The organism is Parafrankia soli, assembly GCF_001854695.1.
In the GTDB taxonomy this organism is placed as follows: Bacteria; Actinomycetota; Actinomycetes; order Frankiales; family Frankiaceae; genus Parafrankia; species Parafrankia soli.
This window is the reverse complement of record NZ_MAXA01000036.1, coordinates 1-18,813: the sequence shown is the minus strand read 5'-3', so window position 1 is coordinate 18,813 and position 18,813 is coordinate 1. Positions and strand designations below refer to the sequence as shown.

Annotated in this window: 14 protein-coding genes; 5 read left to right on the top strand and 9 right to left on the bottom strand. The window is 72.2% G+C overall.

Annotated elements, in window-relative coordinates:
* Positions 1–28: 28 nt before the first annotated feature.
* The 4 genes from BBK14_RS04900 to BBK14_RS04885 all read right to left on the bottom strand — a co-directional run bounded on the left by BBK14_RS04900 (position 29) and on the right by BBK14_RS04885 (position 4,521).
* Positions 29–1,498 carry an aldehyde dehydrogenase family protein gene (locus BBK14_RS04900; protein ID WP_071060007.1) on the bottom strand — a complete coding sequence of 490 codons (1,470 nt, stop codon included), beginning with the start codon at positions 1,496–1,498 and terminating at the stop codon, positions 29–31.
* A 100-nt stretch (positions 1,499–1,598) separates the two neighbouring features.
* On the bottom strand, positions 1,599–2,801 hold the full coding sequence (locus tag BBK14_RS04895; protein WP_071060006.1) for a thiolase family protein: 1,203 nt from the start codon (positions 2,799–2,801) through the stop codon (positions 1,599–1,601).
* Entirely contained in the window at positions 2,798–3,301 is a 504-nt protein-coding gene (locus BBK14_RS04890; RefSeq protein ID WP_071060005.1) for a Zn-ribbon domain-containing OB-fold protein, read from the bottom strand. The genes BBK14_RS04895 and BBK14_RS04890 overlap by 4 nt, the downstream gene beginning before the upstream one ends.
* Positions 3,298–4,521 carry a CaiB/BaiF CoA transferase family protein gene (locus BBK14_RS04885; protein WP_071060073.1) on the bottom strand — a complete coding sequence of 408 codons (1,224 nt, stop codon included), beginning with the start codon at positions 4,519–4,521 and terminating at the stop codon, positions 3,298–3,300. Before BBK14_RS04885 ends, BBK14_RS04890 begins: the two co-directional genes overlap by 4 nt.
* 353 nt (positions 4,522–4,874) lie before the next feature.
* On the opposite strand from BBK14_RS04885, the gene BBK14_RS04880 reads away from it, so the two are divergent.
* Entirely contained in the window at positions 4,875–6,368 is a 1,494-nt protein-coding gene (locus BBK14_RS04880; protein ID WP_071060004.1) for a class I adenylate-forming enzyme family protein, read from the top strand.
* A 453-nt stretch (positions 6,369–6,821) separates the two neighbouring features.
* Here BBK14_RS04880 and BBK14_RS04875 read toward each other — a convergent pair whose 3' ends face one another.
* Both BBK14_RS04875 and BBK14_RS04870 read right to left on the bottom strand, forming a co-directional pair.
* A complete protein-coding gene (locus BBK14_RS04875) occupies positions 6,822–7,052 on the bottom strand; it encodes a hypothetical protein (protein WP_071060003.1) in 231 nt (76 codons plus the stop codon).
* Between the two features lie 449 nt (positions 7,053–7,501).
* On the bottom strand, positions 7,502–8,914 hold the full coding sequence (locus tag BBK14_RS04870; RefSeq protein WP_116429998.1) for an esterase-like activity of phytase family protein: 1,413 nt from the start codon (positions 8,912–8,914) through the stop codon (positions 7,502–7,504).
* Between the two features lie 709 nt (positions 8,915–9,623).
* On the opposite strand from BBK14_RS04870, the gene lysA reads away from it, so the two are divergent.
* The gene (lysA, locus tag BBK14_RS04860) at positions 9,624–10,937 is read left to right on the top strand and encodes a diaminopimelate decarboxylase (RefSeq protein WP_071060001.1); all 1,314 of its coding nucleotides are present in this window, start codon (positions 9,624–9,626) and stop codon (positions 10,935–10,937) included.
* Between the two features lie 56 nt (positions 10,938–10,993).
* Here lysA and BBK14_RS04855 read toward each other — a convergent pair whose 3' ends face one another.
* Positions 10,994–11,764, bottom strand: a complete 771-nt coding sequence (locus BBK14_RS04855) for a dienelactone hydrolase family protein (protein ID WP_071060000.1) — start codon at positions 11,762–11,764, stop codon at positions 10,994–10,996.
* Between the two features lie 78 nt (positions 11,765–11,842).
* Here BBK14_RS04855 and BBK14_RS41180 point away from each other — a divergent pair, with 78 nt between their 5' ends.
* The 3 genes from BBK14_RS41180 (at position 11,843) to BBK14_RS04845 (ending at position 16,986) form a co-directional block, all read left to right on the top strand.
* Positions 11,843–11,977: a hypothetical protein gene (locus tag BBK14_RS41180; RefSeq protein ID WP_275078444.1), complete on the top strand. Its 135-nt coding sequence runs from the start codon at positions 11,843–11,845 to the stop codon at positions 11,975–11,977.
* Between the two features lie 80 nt (positions 11,978–12,057).
* A complete protein-coding gene (locus BBK14_RS04850) occupies positions 12,058–14,190 on the top strand; it encodes a serine/threonine protein kinase (protein ID WP_071059999.1) in 2,133 nt (710 codons plus the stop codon).
* A 1,581-nt stretch (positions 14,191–15,771) separates the two neighbouring features.
* Positions 15,772–16,986, top strand: coding sequence for an ABC transporter substrate-binding protein (locus BBK14_RS04845; protein ID WP_071059998.1), 1,215 nt, complete (start codon positions 15,772–15,774; stop codon positions 16,984–16,986).
* Between the two features lie 117 nt (positions 16,987–17,103).
* Here the strand turns inward: BBK14_RS04845 and BBK14_RS04840 are convergent, their stop codons facing one another.
* A complete protein-coding gene (locus tag BBK14_RS04840) occupies positions 17,104–17,907 on the bottom strand; it encodes an MFS transporter (protein ID WP_241831140.1) in 804 nt (267 codons plus the stop codon).
* A gap of 431 nt (positions 17,908–18,338) precedes the next feature.
* The coding region (locus tag BBK14_RS04835) for an RNA-guided endonuclease TnpB family protein (RefSeq protein ID WP_131802166.1) at positions 18,339–18,813 on the bottom strand (475 nt) is incomplete at its 5' end.

Genomic DNA, 18,813 nt, shown 5'->3' with positions numbered 1-18,813 from the left:
AGTGGTTCCCTCCGGTCCGGGAGCGAGCTCAGCGGAGCTCGCCGATGGCGAGGTGCTTGACTTCCTGGAAGGCGCGGATGCCGTCCGGCCCGCGCTCGCGGCCGAGGCCGCTGTGCTTGTAGCCGCCGCCCGGCGCGTAGGCGCTGAACACGGCGGTGTTGACGTTGACCGCCCCGGTCCGCAGCCGGCGGGCGACGCCCACCGCCGCGGCGACGTCGGCGCCGTAGACCTGGCCGGACAGCCCGTAGTCGCTGTCGTTGGCGATCCGCACGGCGTCGTCGAGGTCCCGGTAGCCCAGGACACTGATCACCGGCCCGAAGATCTCCTCCTGGGCCGCCGGGTTGGCGTTGTCGGGGAGGTCGAGCACGGTCGGCTCGAAGTAGTAGCCGCGCTCCAGCCCGGCGGGCCGCCCGCCGCCGGTGACGACCTTCCCGCCGTTCTCCTCGGCCAGCCGGACGAAGCGCTCGCACCGGTCGCGCTGGCCGGCGCTGATGACCGGCCCGAGCTTCGCCGACGGGTCTGTGGGCGGGCCGACGGTGAGGGCGTCGTAGGCGCGCGACACCGCGTCGAGGACCTCATCCTTGCGCTCGCGCGGCACCAGCATCCGGGTGGCGGCGACGCACGCCTGGCCGGCGGTGGCGGCGACGACCGCGACGGCCCCGGCGGTGGCCCTCCCGACGGCGTCGGGCAGGTAGATCTGGGCCGACTTGCCGCCCAGTTCGAGGGCGACCCGCTTCACCGTCGGGGCGGCCTGGGCGAGGATCTGCCGGCCGACCACGGTCGAGCCGGTGAACGAGACCATGTCGACGGCCCGGTGGGTGGTCAGCAGCTCGGCACCGGCGGCGCCGGCCTCCACCACCACGCTGAGCACGCCCGGCGGCAGCCCGGCCGCCTCCGCCGCCGCGCCGAAGACCAGCGACGACAGCGGGGTGAGCGGGCTGGGCCGCAGGATCACCGAGTTCCCGGCGATCAGCGCTGGGATGATCTTCTGCATCGCCATGATGATCGCCCCGTTGTAGGGGGTGATCGCGGTGACGACGCCGACGGGCTCGTGCCGGCGGAAGCTCAGGCTCGCCCCGGCCCGGACGAGGTCGTCCAGCGGTACCGGGTTGGCTTCCTCGTGCGACATCGACAGGTAGAGGTCGATGGTGCCGCGGGCCAGGCCGAGGCCGGCGCCGAACTGCGCCCGCTCGGCGAACCCGGTGGGCTGGCCCGCCTCGGCGACCATGGTGGCGACGAGCTCGGCCCGCGCGGACTGGAAGTAGTCGAGGAACGCGCCCAGCACCTTCGCCCGCTCGGCCGGCGGGCGGTCCGCCCACACGCCCTCGTCGAAGGAGCGGCGGGCCTCGGTGATCGCGCGCTCGATCTCGGGCAGGGGGGTGGCCGCCACGTCGGCCACCGAGGTCTCGTCGGCCGGGTTCTCGACGGCGAAGACCTCGTCGCCCTCGACCCAGGTGCCGGCCACGTACGAGCGGCGCTCCGCGATGATCGCTGCCACGGGCTCGTTCCCTTCTCGGTGCACATGCCCACACGGGGCGTCGGGTGACTGGTTCAGGTGCGGCAGGTCGGGGTCAGCAGGCCGGGCCAGCAGGCCAGGGTCAGCGGGGCGCGGTGCTGTAGACGACCGCGCCACCGAAGTGCGGCGAGGACGCGCAGGCGACGCCCACGGTCGCCCGTTCGCGCTGGCGCTCCCCGGCCCGGCCGGCGAGCTGCAGGTAGCACTCGAGCATCTGCGGGATGCCATGCATCCGCCCGTTGCCCAGGGCCCCGCCGCCGGAGAGCGCCGGCAGCGCGCCGGGGCGGTCGCTGTCGATCCCGCCGTCCAGCACGAAGCGGTGCGCCTCACCGACCGGGCACAGGCCGAGGACCTCGAGCCAGAAGTAGACGAACGGCGAGAAGCCGTCGTAGACCTGCGGCAGGTCGACGTCCGCGGGGCTCACCCCGGACTGTTCCCACAGTCGCTTCGCCAGCGCGGTGCCGCCGGCCATGATGTCGTCGAGCGGCCAGTGCAGCGGCAGGCGGCGCCGAGGAGGCGCCGAGGAGGCCTGGCCGGCGACGTACACCGGGCGGTGCGGCAGGTCACGGGCCCGCTCGGCCGAGGTGAAGACGAAGGCGGCGACGCCGTCGACCGGGATGTCGCAGTCGTAGCGGCAGATCGGGTCGCTCAGCAGCGGCGCGGCCAGGTACTCCTCGGTCGTCAGCGGCCGGTCGTGCCAGTACGACCACGGGATGCGCGCGCCGTTCTTGCGCGCCTCGGCGACCACGGCCGCCGTCGTCTCCCGGCTGGCACCGTAACGCTGGAGGTACTCGTTGTAGGGCAGGGCGATCATCGACAGCGGGCCGAAGAAGCCCTGCGGCACCGTCCACTGCTGCGCGCCGCCGGCGGTCCGCATCGGGTTGGCGTGGTAGCTCCCCTTCGGGTTGTGCAGCGCGCGGTGCATCACCACGTAGTCGGCCGCGCCGCTCGCCACGGCGTTCACCGCCAGCGCCACCGAGCCGGGGATCTGGCCGATGCCCTGGAAGCCGGCCACGTACCGCGGCGAGCCGCCGAGACGCTGGGCCAGCCAGTCGGCGGAGACCAGGCTGACCCCGTCCTCGGCCGCGTGCGCGCCGGCGGTCGGGAACAGCGCCGAGGTGACGAACCCGTCGACCTGCCCGGCGGTGAGACCGGCGTCGGCGATCGCCGCACGTGCCGTGTCGACGGCGAGCGCGCCGAGCGGACGTCCCGCGTGCCGGGTGACGTCGCTGTGCGCGTAGCCGACGATTGCCACCTGGCCCTTGGAGCCCGGCCGCGCGCTCACGACCGCACCTCGCCGGGGCCAGTGGCGCTCGGCTCGGCCAGGGCGAACGCGGGGACGGAGACGCCGTCGGCGACGTCCTCGAAGGCCACCGCCACCGGTGCGCCGATGCGCAGGGTGGTGTCGGGGCCGTCCAGGAGCCGGCCGATGACGCGCAGCTCAGGCTGTTCCGCGAGCTCGACGTCGACGAGGAGGAAGGGCACTTCGCCGCGGAAGCCGGGCAGGAACGACTGGCGGACCACGGTCCAGGAGCGCACGGTGCCCCTGCCGCTCACCGGCTCGAAGGCGAACCCGGGATCGGTGCTGCCGCAGTGCGGGCAGGTGTGGTCCGGCGGCACGACGTAGGTGGAGCAGCGGGCGCAGCGGGCGACAGTGAGGACGTGCCGCGCCGCGGCCGCCCAGTACGGCGCCGAACGCTCGTCCGGCGCCGGTACCGGCCGCGTCGGCTCGGGCGCCGCCGCCGGGCCGGACGAGCCGGACGCCGCCGCCGGGCCGGCCGTCACGGGATCGCTCCGGCCTCGGTGAGGGCGGCTATCTCTTCCCAGGTGTAGCCGAGCTCGAGCAGTACGGACTCGGTGTGCTCGCCGTGCTCCGGGGCCCGCCGGGGCACGGGGGGCTGGGAGTCGAACTGGACGGGGACAGTTGGTAATCGGTAGGAGCCGCCGCCGTCGAGCTGCACCTCGCCGACGTAGCCGTTCGCCACCACCTGCGGGTCGTCTACCAGCTCCAGGACGGACTGCACCGGGGCCCACGGCGCGTCGATGCCCGCGAGCAGGCCCTTCCACTCCTCGAAGGTCCGGGTCGCGAACGCCGCCTCGAGCTCGGCCCGGCAGGCGACCCGGTTCTCGCCGCGGGCCCGCAGGTCGGCGAACCGCGGGTCGGCGACGAGGTCACCGCGCCCGATCAGCTCGCAGAACGGCGCCCAGTAGCGGTCGGACTCGAGGAACACCAGCTGGATGTGCCGGCCGTCCTTCGTCCGGTAGGCGCCCACGAGCGGGTTCGGGCCGTCACCGGGGCCGCTGGAGATGCGCGGGGCCTGCCCGGTCAGCGCGACGAGGAGGTCGGAGGACAGCGTCCACATGGCCGTCGCGAGCAGGGAGACGTCGACGACGGTGCCCCGGCCGGTGCGGGTGCGCCCCAGCAGGGCGGCGGCGATGCCGAAGGCCAGCGCCATCGCGCCGTTGCGGTCGCCCATCGCGCCCCGCTGGCTGATCGGGTACTCCCGCTCCTCGGGGGTCAGCGTGTACCCCATCCCGCCGCGGGCCCAGAACGCCGAGGAGTCGTAGCCGGGATGGTCGGCGTCAGGCCCGCGGGCGCCGAAGCCGTGCCCGCGGGCGTAGACCAGCCGGGGGTACCGGCGGGTGAGCTCGTCGGCGTCGAGCCCCAGCCGGCGCAGCGCGCCCGGCCGGAAGTTGGTGAGGAAGACGTCCGCCGTCTCCAGCATCTTGTGGAGGATCGCCTTGCCCTGCTCGCCGCGCAGGTCGAGCGCGACCGAGCGCTTGCCCCGGTTGGCCAGGGCGACCGAGAGGTTCACCCCGCCGCCGTCGGTCCCGATCCCCTGGGTCGCCAGCGCCCGGTACGGGTCGCCCTCCGGGCGCTCGACCCTGATGACGTCCGCGCCCCAGTCAGCCAGGAGCGCGCCGGCCACGGGCACGAAGACCCACTGGGCGAGCTCGACGACCCGCACGCCCTTGAACGCGCCCTCCGAAGCGCTGTCCTCCATCGGCCACCCCATCTCCGTCGCGTCGGCTCCGTCGCCACCGTGTCCGGCGTCACTGTAGAACGACACTCTCGTCTTTGGGAAGTCCATCGGTGTCGAAAAACTAGAGGTTGACTTCGCACATCTGGGTTGCAAGCATGCATTCACCCGCCAAATGCCGTGCCTGAGACAGCCATGGCCCGGTGCCCGAGCGGCCCCGGCGGTCTCCGTGCGACGCCCCCCGTGAACCAGCTGAACTCTCTCAGCGCGCCGCCATGCCCCGGGCCGGCGAACGCGCCGGGGGCTCTCCCCATCCGACGTCCCACCGACGTCCCCCCGTGACACGCCGCTGCCAGGACCGGTCAGAGGAGCATGCCGTGGAAGAACAGGTCAGCAGTGCTCGGCGCATCCGGCAGTTAGCCGCCGAGCGCCCCGACGATCTGGCCCTGCGCCACATCGCGCTCGACGGCGGGGAGCCCGCCTTCACCTGGCGCGAGCTCGACCGGCGCTCCAGCCAGCTCGCCGGTGCGCTGGCCGAGCGCGGCCTGGGCTTCGGCGAGCACCTCGGGCTCGGACTGCGCAACTCGCCGCAGTTCGTCCTGGCCGTGTTCGCGGCGTGGAAGCTCGGCGCGGTGCCGATACCGGTGCGCTGGGACGTGCCGGAGTGGGAGCTGGGCCGGCTCAAGGAGGTCATCGAACCCCGGGTCCATCTCGGCGGCGAGGACCTCGCGTGGATCGACTCGACCGAGCGCCTCGACGTGCCCGACCTGCCCGACGCGACCTCGCCGCAGATCCACGGCATCTGCAGCAGCGGCTCCACCGGCACACCCAAGGTCATCGTGAGTGACCGGCCGTCCGTCTACGTCGCGCGGATGGCCACGCCGCTCGCTGAGAGCTGGGGCCCCGTACCGCGCCCGCAGACGGTGCTCGTGCTGGCCCCGATGTACCACGCCAACGGCCTGACCACGCTCTACAACCTGCTCGGTGGCGACCACCTGGTGGTGATGGAGAAGTTCGACGCGGCCCGCGTCGTCGACGTCATCGAGCGCCACCGGATCACCACCTTCACCGCCACGCCGACGATGCTGCAACGCATCGCCGACCTGCCCGGCGTGGACGGGCGTGACCTGTCGAGCATCCGGTGGTTCACGCAGGGCGCGGCGCCGATGCCGCCGTCGCTGGTGCACCGCTGGGCCGGCCTGGTCGGCGCCGAGAAGATCCACATGGTCTACGGCATGACCGAGGGCCTCGGCCTCACCGCGCTGCGCGGCGACGAGTGGATGGAGCACCAGGGCAGCGTGGGCCGCGGGATCCGGGGAACCGAGGTGCGCATCCTCGACGCCGACGACAAGGAGCTGCCCACCGGCGAGATCGGCGAGATCTACCTGCGGACACCGGGCTCCGACACCAGCTCCCACTATCTCGGCGCCGCCCCGAAGCTGCACCGGACCGCGGACGGTTTCCAGAGCGCCGGCGACCTCGGCTACCTCGACGGCAACGGCTACCTCCACCTGGTGGACCGCCGCGTCGATATGATCATCAGTGGCGGCGCCAACGTCTTCCCCGCCGAGGTCGAGGCCGCGCTCATCGACCATCCCAAGATCGCCGACGTCGTGGTCATCGGCCTGCGCGACCCCGAGTGGGGCCGCCGGGTGCACGCCGTGATCGAACCGGCCGACCCCGCGGCGCCGCCCACCGCGAGCGAGGTCATCAGCTACGCGAAGAGCCGGCTCGCCCCCTACAAGGTCCCCAAGACGGTCGAGCTGGTGGACGCCATCCCCCGCAGCGAGGCGACGAAGGTCAACCGCGGCGCGATGGTGGCCGCCCGCGACGAAGCCGTCCCCACCGCGAACACCGGCGCCGCCCGCTGACACCCGCACCCGCACCCGCACCCGCACCGGAAAGAGTCCGTGCGGCGGTCCCGGGCTGGTTACTCGTAGGAACGGGAGCGCTCGACCGCGCGGTCGACGGCGGGTACGTGCTCCCGCGGGACGTCGACGCCGTGCGGAGCATCGCGGCGAAGAACGCCGCGGATCTCCTCCCGGACGAGGTCGAGCTGCCCGCCAAAGCCTGAGCCACTCACCCGGCGGGGCGATGATCCGCACTACGCCGATCATCACCCCGCTGGATCGTGGGCAGTACGGTTCAGATCTCGCGGGCGCCACCCCCGCGACGTCGGGCGGGAACCCCCGACGGCATCAGGCAGCCGCGGGTAAGCGGCACGCTCGCCCGGATTCGCGGGCGCGGGCGGGGGGATTCCCTGGGTCGTTCCAGCCGCCGCGGCGCGACGCCGCCGGCGCACCGGCCCGCGGACAGGGGGCCGGTCACGCCGCGGTACCGAGGGCCATCAGGCCCAGCATTCCGAAGGCGGCGACGATCACGGCCAGGCTCGCGGTGGTGGCGAGGAACGCCGACCTGCGATCGGCGACGTCCGCGCGCTCGGCGAGATATGCCCGGTCGGCGACGTGGGCCCGGTAGACGCGGTAGGCCCGGTCGACGCGGCGCACGTGGGGACGTCGGGTGGCCCGGCGCCGGGCGCTGTGCCGGCCGCTCATGATTCGCGGGACCCGCGGCGAGCGGAGAAGCCCGGGAGAGTGCCGGCCATCTCCCATTGGGATCGCGTTGATGTGAGGACCTCGGCCGAGCCGGCCGCAGACACGGTGGCCGCGCCTGTCCGGGGGCAGACGGTGCCGTCTTCTCCACCCATCGATGACCGCTCCGTTTCGCTAGATGGCCTGCGCTGTACTGGATCTACCGCATTCACGCCGGCACACAGGGCAGGTGTGCCGACGGGCGGGGCGCCAGGAGCCGCCGACCTCGTCGCCGCCCGCCCCCGACTGGGATAGTGGAACCGTAGAGGCTTCCGTGGGAGCGAGTGGAGCGTCTGCCAGTCGGGCATGAAAGGTAGCCGGCGTGTTACGGCCGAGGACCACCTACCGACGGGCGGCGAACGGGTCGGAGCTGGGAGCAGGCCCGGAAACGGAGCCTCGGGCGAGGCCCGGAATCAGCCGAGCGGTCGGTTCAGCCGCAGCTGGAGAATCTTGCTCTCGACACCCGAATCCACGAGCTGGCCGGCCTCGCTGAACGATCCGAGCCCGAAGTCGTTGTCGTTCGCGACGGCGATCGTCCGTCGATCAACGATCGCAATGCCCTCAATTTTGTCCGGCATGCCCGCAACGCCTTCGAGATCGACAGCGAGACGCTTCGGCAACACGGTGACGCCGGCCGTCGCCGGGTCGGCGAGCGACTCGAGGGACGGAGCGGTCGCCGTGCGGTCCCACCGGCTGCCGAGGATGTTCGTCGCCCGGCGCAGGTCGACGCTGTAGAGCCGGGAGACGGCGTCGGTCCGCTCGTTGACCAGCAGGGTGTTACCGTCCACGGCGGCGAGCGAGGAGATCTTCATCTCGGACGGGTCGCCGTCGGCGTCCGGGTCGAAGGTGGCGACGTCCTCGAAGCGGTAGACGTACTCGCCGGTCACCTTGCGGCTGGCGGTGTCGAACCGGAAGATCCGCACGTTGCGGGAGGCGTTTCCGGTGTCGGCGTCGGGCAGCTGCAGCGGGCTCTGTACTGCGAGGTACAGCGTGCGCCCGTCCGGAGCCAGCGCGATGCCCTCGAAGCCACGGTTGATCTTGCGCCCGCCGAGGACGCCCGGCAGCGAGGCGACGACCGGGTAGTCAGCCCCGGTCAGACTGACGCCGGCGGGGATGTAGCGGGCCAGGACCTGGCCGCGCGCGCTCACCCGCAGCAGCGACGGGCTGTACTCGTCCACCAGCCAGAACTCACCGGACCGGGTGCGGATCAGGCCCTCGGTGTCCAGACCGTTCGGGTTGAACGGGAGCGGGGTCTGAGCGTCCCAGGTGTACGGGGTCTCGTCGAAGCCGTTGATGTTCGACAGCCCGGTGACCGGCCTGCCGTGCGCGGTGGTGATCGGCAGCGCGTCCAGCACCTTGATCGTCGAGCCGTCGGCCCGGACCCGCACGATGGCCGGGTCGAAGCCGGGCACCGGGAAGGTCCGCCGGTTCTTGCCGTCGATCTTGATCTGCCCGTTCGGGCCCCGGTCAGTGATCGTCCAGAACTCGTTCGGGCGGCCGGCCGGGAACAGGTCGCTGCCGATCCCGCCGAGGTCGACCCCGCGGTCGGTGTCGACCGATCCTCGGATCAGCCCGTTGGAGAAGTCGGCCAACGGGATGTCGGGCAGCGTCGCGGTGGACAGCACCGTCGGCACGGCCGATCCGGCCGGCCCGGCCCCCCTGGCCGCGTCCCCGCCCGCGGACACCGCCGGTGCCACCGCCGACGCCGCCGGTCCGACGGCGACCGCGAACGGCACCGCCAGCGCGATGCCCATGACCGCCGAACCCACGACCGCCGACACGCGGGTCGCTCTGCGCGCCGCGGTCTTCCCCCCAGTACCCGACATCGGTACCCCTTTCTGCTCTGTTGTGGAGTTCCAGCCGCCCACGCGACCGGAATCGGACGTCAGGTGGCCGCAATGGCCCGCCGATGAATCCCTGCTGGCCGGTGGCCTGCCGGTTTGCGGCGGGCCCGCTTGTCGGCGGGACTACTTCGCGGCGGGCGACGGTCCCGCCGGGGCCGCGGTCACGACCGCGGCCGACGCCCGAGCAGTCCGCCGACGGCGCTCCGAACGCCCCACTTGCCCCACGAGATCTCCCCTGCGCCGTCCGGAGTCCCCCGGACCTGCCGCCCGTGGACTGCACGCGCCTCTTCATATCGCCCTACCAGGGCGTTTCGCCCCCGCCGGCGAAGCACCCGGGCCGGCGTCACGAACTGTTCGCACAGCGGGCGAACGCCGGAAAACTCACGTTCAGCACGAGTTCGACCTTGGGAACGCGCCGGTCGCGCAGCCGACCCCGACGCCCGGCCTCCCGCGCCGGGCGTCCCACACCCGGCGACGGGCCGGCGGCGGACAGCCGCCGGCCCGCCCACCGCCGGATCGATGGCGGCACACCGGAGCCCGCGGAGCGCTGCCGGAAGGTCCACAGGCACTACCGGCAGATCCACGAGGGGGAAGCGAGCGGTCTGTACCGTAGCCTTCAATGAGCCTTTACCACCGAGACCGGTGATAAGGGCCGGGCAGGCTGGCGCTGGCCATCACGGTGAGGATGCAGATGGACGAGTTCTCCTATCGCGACGGCACGTTGTGGTGTGAGCAGACAGAGCTACGCGAGGTGGCCGAAAAATTCGGTACGCCGACCTATGTCTACTCTGCGGCGACCCTCGTCGATCACTATGTGCGGTTCGCGAAGGCATTCGAGTCGATCAACCCGCTCATCTGTTTCTCCGCGAAAGCGCTGAGCAATGTTCACCTGCTCCGGCTGCTCGCCGGGCAGGGCGCCGGCATCGACACGGTGAGTGGCGGGGAGCTGCACCGCGCGCTGGTCGCCGGGGTCGACCCGGAGCGGATCGTGCTGGCCGGGGTGGGCAAGTCCGTCGACGAGCTGCGCGCCGCGGTCCGCCACGACATCCGCTGCATCAACGTCGAGTCCGAGGCCGAGGTCGAGCTGCTGGCGCGCGTCGCGCGCGAGGAGGACCGCCGGCCGCGCCTGGCGATCCGGGTGAACCCCGACATCGCACCGGACATGCGCACCCCCGCCCGGACCACCACCGCCATCCGCGGCGCCAAGTTCGGGGTCGACATCGAACGGGCCGCGGCGCTGTTCCGGGCCGCCTCCACCGACGAATTCCTGCGCGCCGAGGGCTTCCACGTGCACATCGGCAGCCCCATCTTCGACCCGGGGGTCTACGCGACGGCGCTCGACCGCATCCTGGCGCTCACCGCCGGGCTCGAGGCCGACGGGCACAGCGTCACCACCCTCAACGTGGGCGGCGGCTTCCCCGCCGAGTACACCGAGGGCAGCGCCCCGGGCTGGGACGACTTCGCGGAGGCGATCTGCCCCCGACTGCAGGGCTTCGTCGACCGCGGCGGGCAGGTCGTCTTCGAACCGGGCCGGACGATCGCGGCCAACGCCGGCATCCTGCTCGCCACCGTCCGTTACCGCAAGCGCGCGGGCGACCGCGAGCTCGTCGTGATCGACGCCGGGATGACCCATATAGTCCGCGCGGCGATGTACGACAGCTACCACTTCATGTGGCCGGTGACTCCGGTGAACGGCACCGTTCCCCGCTCACGGGACCAGCAGTCGATCGATGACCTCGTCGACTACGACGTGGTCGGCCCGATCTGCGAGTCGAGCGACTATCTGGCAAAAGGCCGGGCCCTGCCGGCGATGGTTTCCGGGGATCTCATCGCGATCTTCAGTGCGGGTGCCTACGGAATGACTATGACGAGTAACTACAACAGCCAGCTCCGGCCGGCCGAGGTTCTCGTCCGCGGTGGCCGGGCGGATCTCATCCGCCGCCGCGAGACCTACGACGACCTCGTCGCCCTCGAGCTCCTCGACGGCCTGACCCCACCACTCTGACGCCACCGCTCTGACCCCACCGCCCGGCACCCCCGGCAGGGCGCCGGCGGCGTGGCTCAGGTCGTGGCTACGTGGGTTTCCAGCCAGCGGAGCATCCGGGCCCATGCGTCGCGGGCGGCCACCGGGTCGTGGGTGGAGGGCCGCTCGGGTGTGTGGAAGGCGTGCTGGGCGCCTGGATAGCTGATCAGCTCGGTCGGCACCGGCGCCCGTGCGGCAGCGGCGCGCAGCGACCGGATCTCGTCCGGCGTGACCCAGGTGTCGTTCTCCCCGTACAGCCCCAGCCACGGCGTGCGCAGCTGGTCCGCGACGTCCAGCAGCGGCGGGGCGCCCGTCCAGTACGGGGTGCTGACCGCGCCGCCGTAGAAGGAGACCGCGGCGCCGAGGCGGTGCCGCACGGAGGTGAGGAACGCCGCCGTGCCGCCCATGCAGAACCCGATGATCGCGGCCCGGGACGGCGGGAGCCCCACCGTGGCCAGGTGTTCCAGGCAGGCGTCCACGTCGGCGGCGATGCCGGCCGCGGTCAGCGTCAGCATCTTCGACGAACCCTCGGCCACCGGCACCTCGGTCAGGCCGTCCCGGTGGTAGAGGTGCGGCGTCAGCGCGAGCCAGCCTTCGGCGCACAGCTGCTCGCACACCGAGAGCACATAGTTCGTGATTCCGCGTGCATCGGGGATGACGATGACCCCGCCACGCGGCGACACTGCCGAAGCGGGCGCCGCGACGCTCACCGGAACGGTGCCGCCAGGGGCGTCCGCGCAGCCCCGGTTCTCGTTCCCGACCCCGTTCCCGCCGCGGCCGAGGCGCAGGCTGACCGTCTCCACCGTCATGGCGACATCATGGCGAACGCACCATGGATGGCGCGCCCCCATCGGCAAAGGCGGGAGCACCTCACCCGAGGAGTGCCCATGCCCACCCCGTCCCCCTCATCCACCCCGCCCGCTCCGGGCGCTACGGGCGCTCCATCCGCGGCAGCCGCCGTCGCCGAACGCGACGAGCAGGGCTGGCGCCGCTGGCTCGCCTCGACCTTCCCGGCCACCTGATCCGGAGCGGCTGATCCGCTGACCTGGGCGGATTAGACTCACTCTCCGCCACATGGCTTACGGCGGGGGGTACGCCGGCGATGCGCCGACTCGGTTCGCAGTACGTTCTGCATGCACCACTCGGTCGCGGCGCCATGGGCGAGGTGTGGCGGGGCGAGCGCGAGGCTGACGCCACGCCGGTGGCGGCCAAGATCCTTCGCGCCGAGCTCGCGGACGACAGCGACGTCGTCGAGCGGTTCCTGCGGGAACGTGAGCTCCTGCTGGGCTTCGACCACCCGCACCTGGTCAAGGTCCGGGACCTCGTCGTCGAGGGCGGCACTCTCGCGATCGTGATGGACCTGGTCGACGGTGTCGACCTGCGCAAGTACCTGCGCGCGCGAGAGGTGCTGGCGCCGCGGGAGGCCGTGCTCCTCGTCAGCCAGGTGCTGGACGCGCTCGCCGCCGTGCACCGGACGGGTGTGGTCCACCGGGACATCAAGCCGGACAACATCCTGATCGACACCACGGACCCCGAGCACCCGCGGGCGATGCTGACCGACTTCGGGATCGCGCGGATCGCCCACGGCCCGTCGATGACCCGGCTCACCGGGCTGATCGGGACGCCGAGGTACATGGCCCCGGAGTTGTCCGAGGGGACCCGGGCCACGCCGGCCGCCGACCTCTACAGCATCGGGATCGTCGTCTACGAGCTGCTGGCCGGCCGGCCGCCGTTCAACGCCGAACATCCGATCGCCATGCTGCGGGCGCATCTGGAACAGACGCCCGCTCCCCTCGAGGCCCTGCCCGGAACGCTGTGGGCCGTCATAGCCCGCCTGCTCGCGAAGTCCCCCGGCGATCGCCCGGCCACGGCCGGCCACGCCCGCGCCGAGCTGACGGTGGCGCTGGCGGGCACCGACGCGGCCCTCGGTGAAGCGAACCTCGCCGAGGCGGGCCTGGACGCACCCGAGGCGACAATGATCAGCGTCCCGGGTGGCGGCCCAGGCGCCGTGATCGCGGACCGCCGTCCCGACACCGCCCCCGCCGGACCCCACGAGGCCGACCCCGCCGGCGCTCCCGGCGCTCCCGGCGACACGGTCATCTCACCACGGCCCGGGATGTCCCTGTCACCGGTCGGGGTCCGCCTGGAAGGCCAGCCCGGGAATGCGGCGGAGCCCGCCGCGGGAGACCACGCGCACGAGACCCTGTTGTCTCCCCTGCCGGGCGACCTCTCCCCCGTGTCCCCCGTGCCGGCACGCTCCCCCGACCCGGCCACCGCGCATGCCACGACCACCGCGCATGTCGAGACCACCGCGGCTGCCGCGGCTGCCGCGGCCGGGACCGCCGGGACCGCCGACGACCTGCTCGGATCGTCCCCGGAAACCGGGCGGCCCGGGCGGCGGGCCCGGCCACGCTGGCTGCCCTGGGCCGCTGCCGCCGTCGCCACCGCCGTCGTCCTCGCCGCCGGGTCGTGGGCGCTCGCCGACGCCGTCGGGGGCGGGGGCGGTTCCGGCACGGCCCAGGAACTCGCCGAGGTACGGGCCGCCATCAGGACGTCCGCGCCGGCCGTGGCCTCGTCGGCATCGGCCACCGCGCCGGCGGACCCGGCCGCCCCGGTCGGGTCCGCGCCGGCGGCGACCGGCCCGGGCACGACCGCGGGCCCGGCCCCAGCCGCTCCCGTCCAGGCCGCCGGATCACCGGCGGCCGGGTCAGCGGCCGCGGGTGGCTCGACCGCCTCGACCGCCTCGACCGGCGAGCAGCCGGCGCCCCGGCAGGGCGACGAGCCGACCGGTGGATCAGCGGTCACCGAGCAGCTACCCGGTGATGGGCTTGTGGCCGTGCCGGGGGTGCTGAACATGGTTCTCGCCGATGCCTCTTCCGCGCTGAAGGCGGCCGGCTTCTCCAACATCCCGTACCTGTACGACTGCTACGGATCGGCGAACACGGGCAACGTGGTCCGGCAGGAGCCGGCGGCCGGCGCCCGGCTGGCCCCCACGGCCCCGGTGCACCTCTACCTGCAGGCGCAGAACTGCGCGACCGTGCCGGACGTCCGCGGGATGTCGCTGGACGACGCCGCGACCACGCTGCGGCAGCTCGGGTTCACCAACATCCCGTACCTGTACGAGTGCCTGGGCGCGGCGAGCCTCGGCACGGTCGTCACACAGTCGCCGGCGCCCGGGACCAGTCAGGGCACGTCCGCGGCGGTGGACCTCCGGCTCCAGGCGAACAACTGCTGATCCCCGACCCCGGCTGACCCGGGCCGGGTGGGGCAAGACCCCGCCCCCTGTCAACGCCTGCGGGGAACCGAGACATGTCTCACCGATGAGCGCACTGGCGTCCGCGCACGCGGGCGACGGCGCGGACCACGGCCACCGGCCCCGGTGTCGGGCGCCCTCGCCGTGCCCGCCCCGGAACGGGCACGGCGGTCCGGTCATCCGCCGCGGGACGCACCGCAACCACGGGCCTGCCGCGCCCGCAGCCACAATCGAGAGAAATCATCATTTTCGCCGCGTAAAAACCCGGCGCCGGGATCACAAGCGGCACCGCTCCGGACGGGCGCCACGCCGCCTCAGATCGCTTTCCCAGGCCATTTACTTCCGGCGGACAAAGTCTAAAAACCCCGTTCTCTTGAGCGGGAACGCCGACCCGCAAACACGCCACAAAAAACATCATCCACGAAAGGAGTCCGTCGCCTTAAAGCTTTCATATTTCCATGAAACCAGGTTCTAGATACCCCGAAATCCGCTGGCGACGCCCGTCCCACAGAAGGCACTCAGAACCGACCGTCACCGACGAAAGAGGCGCTCCAGCCCCACCAGGAACAGAAAGACCGACACCGGCTCGGCGCACCGTCAGGCGATCCTTTGCGGCGACGACACCAGGATCGGGCCGGCCACCGCTCGGACGCGTTCCGTCCAGCAGCGTTGATGACCCGCAGGAGATGCGCACCGACCCGCCAGCCGCGAAGTGTGCAGGGTCACACATCATCCGCGCTCACATATGGGACATTTACGGCCGCTTAACTACATAAATCCCAGCACCTGGCGCAAGTACGACGAGCCGCGCCGCCCGCGGCCCGGGGCAACCGTGGGGCCCGTCGACCGGCGGCTCCCGAGCCGGTTCCACGCAGGCCGCGCACCCGCGACCGTCCAATCACCACAGGGGGTGACGTCCCAGCTCCCAGGCCGGACATTCGCCCAAGGGAGGCGCGCCGCCGAACCCACGGGCGGCCCACCGCCTTCCGTCGGCCGCACCTGGCACCCCTATTCGCCCGCGTACGTTTCGCGAGCACACGTCACGGCCCGCGCCGGGCAGTCCAGGCAGACCGGCAGGCGTCACGGACACGGCCCGCCGGAACGATTCCCGCTAAACCATCCGATTCCGCCGAATCCACGCTCCGGCCGGCCGCCGTCCAGTCGACCTGGGGCGCCCGGAAGCACGCCCGCGGCAACACCATCGGCTGAATCCATCACATTCGGCCCGATCCGATTCATCCCCGACGGCCACCATGGCCCGGGTGCCCCGGAAGGAATCGAGAGAACGCCGTCCTGCAGTGACGGAAATCATGAATCCGGCGCCTTACCAGATCCGTTTCTGGAGGGTACTTCCGGCCCCTTCCGCGATTTGGCGCAAGGCGGCCCGAGCATCGCGCGGCACGGCGGACCCGCCGCGACTGCCGCTATCTCCGCCCTGCTAACATCCAGACGATTCATAAACGATGAAGGTTTGGACGGGGAGCGCCGACCTGGGCGCGGGCCGGAGGCGGACCGCCACGCGCCTCCCCGTCAAGTCGCTGTTTATCTTCTGTGGGGTTACTGGTGCGCTTAGGCGGATTGACAAGACGGCTCAGCGTGGCGGCGGTCGCGGCCCTCGCTGTCGCCGTGACCGGGTGCTCGAGCACGGGCGGCGGTGGCGATTCGCCGGCCGCCTGCAACAGCCCCGGAGTGACGCCCGACCAGGTGAAGATCGGCTTCGTGTACTCCGACTCGGGCACCGGGAGCAGCGCGCTCTCCTCGGCCCGCGCCGGTCTCGACGCCCGGATCGGGCTGGCCAACCAGGAGGGCGGGGTACACGGCCGCCGCATCGCCTACGAGTGGCGCGACGACGGCTCGTCCGCGACGGAGGACGCCCGTGCCACGACGGAGCTCGTCCGCGACCGCTCGGTCTTCGGACTGGTGACGGCCACGGCGTTCCTCAGCGGCTCGGTGGACAGCCTCGCAGCGCAGAAGATCCCCGTCTCGGGCCTCATCCAGCCGGCCTGGGCCAACTACCCGAACCTCTTCTCGTTCATGTACGAGGTCGCGCCCGAGACCGCCGGGCGATACCTCCAGCTCAGCGGCGCGAAGAAGGTCGCCTTCCTGATCACCGGATCGGGGGCCTTCACGCTGCAGACGATCGAGCGGTACAAGGCCGCCTTCGGCAGGGTCGGGCTCGCGACGGGCGACACCATCTCCTTCGCGCGGAGCACCGACAGCCCGGCCCAGGTGGCGCAGCAGCTGTCCGGCATGGGCGCCGACGCGTTGATCGGCTTCTCGACTCCCGAGGACCTCGCCGACGTGCTGGGGGCCGCCCGCGCCGCCAACGTGCGGATCGTCAGCAGCCTCTCGCTCACCGGGTACGACCGCAACGTCCTGCACCAGCTCGGGCCGTCCCTCGCCGGGGTCTCGTTCGGGGTGAACTTCAAGCCGTTCGAGATGGGTGACGCCCCCATCCAGCGCTACCGCGACGCCATGACCCGCTTCGCGCCCGAGACCGTCGTTCCCGAGCAGCAGTTCGCGATGTACGCCTACCTGTACACCGACCTGTTCCTGCGCGGGCTCGAGATCGCCGGTGACTGCCCCACCCGCGAGGCCTTCATCAGCGGGCTGCGGAAGGTGACCAACTACGACGCCGGTGGCCTGATCGAACCGGTGAACCTCGGCACCAACGCCACCCAGCCGCTGCAGTGCAACGCGTTCGTCCGGATCAACCAGGCCGGCGCCGCGTTCGAGGTGGCCAACCGACGGCTCTGCGCCGACGGCTCCAGTTCCTGACCAGCCGACCACCCGGCTGGACGGTCGGCCGTTCGGCCGGGACCTCGACCGACGAGCAGGCGGCTGTCCCGCGGGAGTCGACTCCCGCGGGACAGCCGCTTCCGTTCGGGACGGATCTCAGCTGGCGGGCGTGGCCGCCCGGTGGCGCGGGATCGCCAGCGCGGCGACCGCCGCCGCCACCGCTGCCCCGGCGCACAGGCCGAACAGCTCCCGGTAGCCGGTGAGGGAGGGCAGCTCGGCCGCGCCGACGGTCATCGTCTCCGCCACCAGGATGCTCCCGCCGATGGCGCTGGCCAGCGAGCTGCCGATCGCCCGGGCGGAGCCCCAGCCCCAGTTGGCGGACTCGGCGAGCGGGAGCAGCAGCGCCACCAGCGCCGCGCTCAGCAGCACGGCCCCCACGAAGTCGATCCGGCCGCCGCGGCGGTTGGGCGCCTCGGGCACGATCGCGAACACGCCGGCGAGCGCGACGGCGCCGCCGGCGAAGGTGATCCAGAACAGGATGTGGAAGTCGAAGTGGTCGGCGAGCAGGCCGGCCATCGGCAGGCTCACCGCGGCTCCCACCCCGAGCGTCGCGCTGATCAGGGCGATGGCCGAACCGGCACGCTCGCGCGGCAGCAACGCGCTGAGCAGGCTGATCCCGAGCGGGATGACCGCCGTCGACACGCCCTGCATCGAACGGCCGACGATCAGCAGCGCGATGTTGTCGGTCAGGGCGGCGAGCAGCGAGCCGACGACGAGCATGGCGAGGGCGACCAGCAGCAGCCGGCGCTTGCCGAACATGTCACCCAGCCGCCCGAACACCGGCACCGCGATGGCGGCGACGAGCAGCGTCGAGGTCAGCAGCCACTCGACCTCGCTGGCCGAGGCGTTCAGCTCGGCGGGCAGCGTCGGCAGCACCGGCACGAGCAGGGACTGCGACATGGACACCATGAGCGCCGAATCCGACGACGACGAGCTCGGCCCGCGCCCGCCCCGGTGAGGTGCGGGCGCGGGCGCGGGCCTGCGCCGAGCGGGGCTCCGCCTGCGTGGACAGATCGGTCATGTTCGGCCCTTCGTGGGTCGCGTCGGCCTGGCCCTGCGCCGCTGCGACCGGCCGCACGACCTAGGTCATTAACGGAAGGATCTCTTCCGGTTAAGCTAACACAAGCGGAGGAAATCCTTCCGGTTCAAGGACGCGGACCAGCATGTGACGGCGGACTCAGCGCAAGGGAGGACCCACCGCAACCCGGCACCCGGCGCAACCCGGGACCCGGGCGGCGGACCGTTCCTTGGCATCCTCCCCGGTGTGAACTCCGGGGGTTCCCGTACCTCGCGATCCGGGTTCCTGCTTCGTCAACGGACGCCTCCTCGCTTCAGGAGCGAGGCGGTCTCACTCCATCTCCACAGGCAGACACCGCGAGCCCCGCGGCCAGAATGTTCCGTGCCGCGTTGATGTCCCGGTCGCGGACCGCGCCACAACGACAGGTCCACCCCCGGACGTCCAGCGGCAGGTCTTCCACGACCGATCCGCAGGCCGAGCACGTTTTGCTCGACGGGTAGAAACGGTCGACCGCTATCACGGTGCGACCGTACCAGTCGGCYTTGTACTCCACCATCGCCCGMAACTSCGACCAGGATGCGTCGGAGAYAGMRCGGGCCAGCGAGTGGTTGCGGACCATGGTGCGGACGGACAGGTCCTCGACGACCACCGTTTGGTTCTCGCGGATGATCCTCGTGGACAGCTTGTGYAGATGATCCCGGCGCCGATCCGCGATCCTGCCGTGAATCTCCGCGACCCTCGCGCGGGCCTTCACCCGGTTCGCCGAGCCCTTCGCCTTGCGGGACAGG

Excerpts from the sequence above, each read along its gene's own strand:
- BBK14_RS04885 (WP_071060073.1), bottom strand. The coding sequence starts at position 4,521 with ATGGAGGACAGCGCTTCGGAGGGCGCGTTCAAGGGCGTGCGGGTCGTC.
- BBK14_RS04870 (WP_116429998.1), bottom strand. The coding sequence starts at position 8,914 with ATGTCGGGTACTGGGGGGAAGACCGCGGCGCGCAGAGCGACCCGCGTG.
- BBK14_RS04875 (WP_071060003.1), bottom strand. The coding sequence starts at position 7,052 with ATGAGCGGCCGGCACAGCGCCCGGCGCCGGGCCACCCGACGTCCCCAC.
- BBK14_RS04850 (WP_071059999.1), top strand. The coding sequence starts at position 12,058 with ATGCGCCGACTCGGTTCGCAGTACGTTCTGCATGCACCACTCGGTCGC.
- lysA (WP_071060001.1), top strand. The coding sequence starts at position 9,624 with ATGGACGAGTTCTCCTATCGCGACGGCACGTTGTGGTGTGAGCAGACA.
- BBK14_RS04840 (WP_241831140.1), bottom strand. The coding sequence starts at position 17,907 with ATGTCGCAGTCCCTGCTCGTGCCGGTGCTGCCGACGCTGCCCGCCGAG.
- BBK14_RS41180 (WP_275078444.1), top strand. The coding sequence starts at position 11,843 with ATGCCCACCCCGTCCCCCTCATCCACCCCGCCCGCTCCGGGCGCTACG.
- BBK14_RS04855 (WP_071060000.1), bottom strand. The coding sequence starts at position 11,764 with ATGACGGTGGAGACGGTCAGCCTGCGCCTCGGCCGCGGCGGGAACGGG.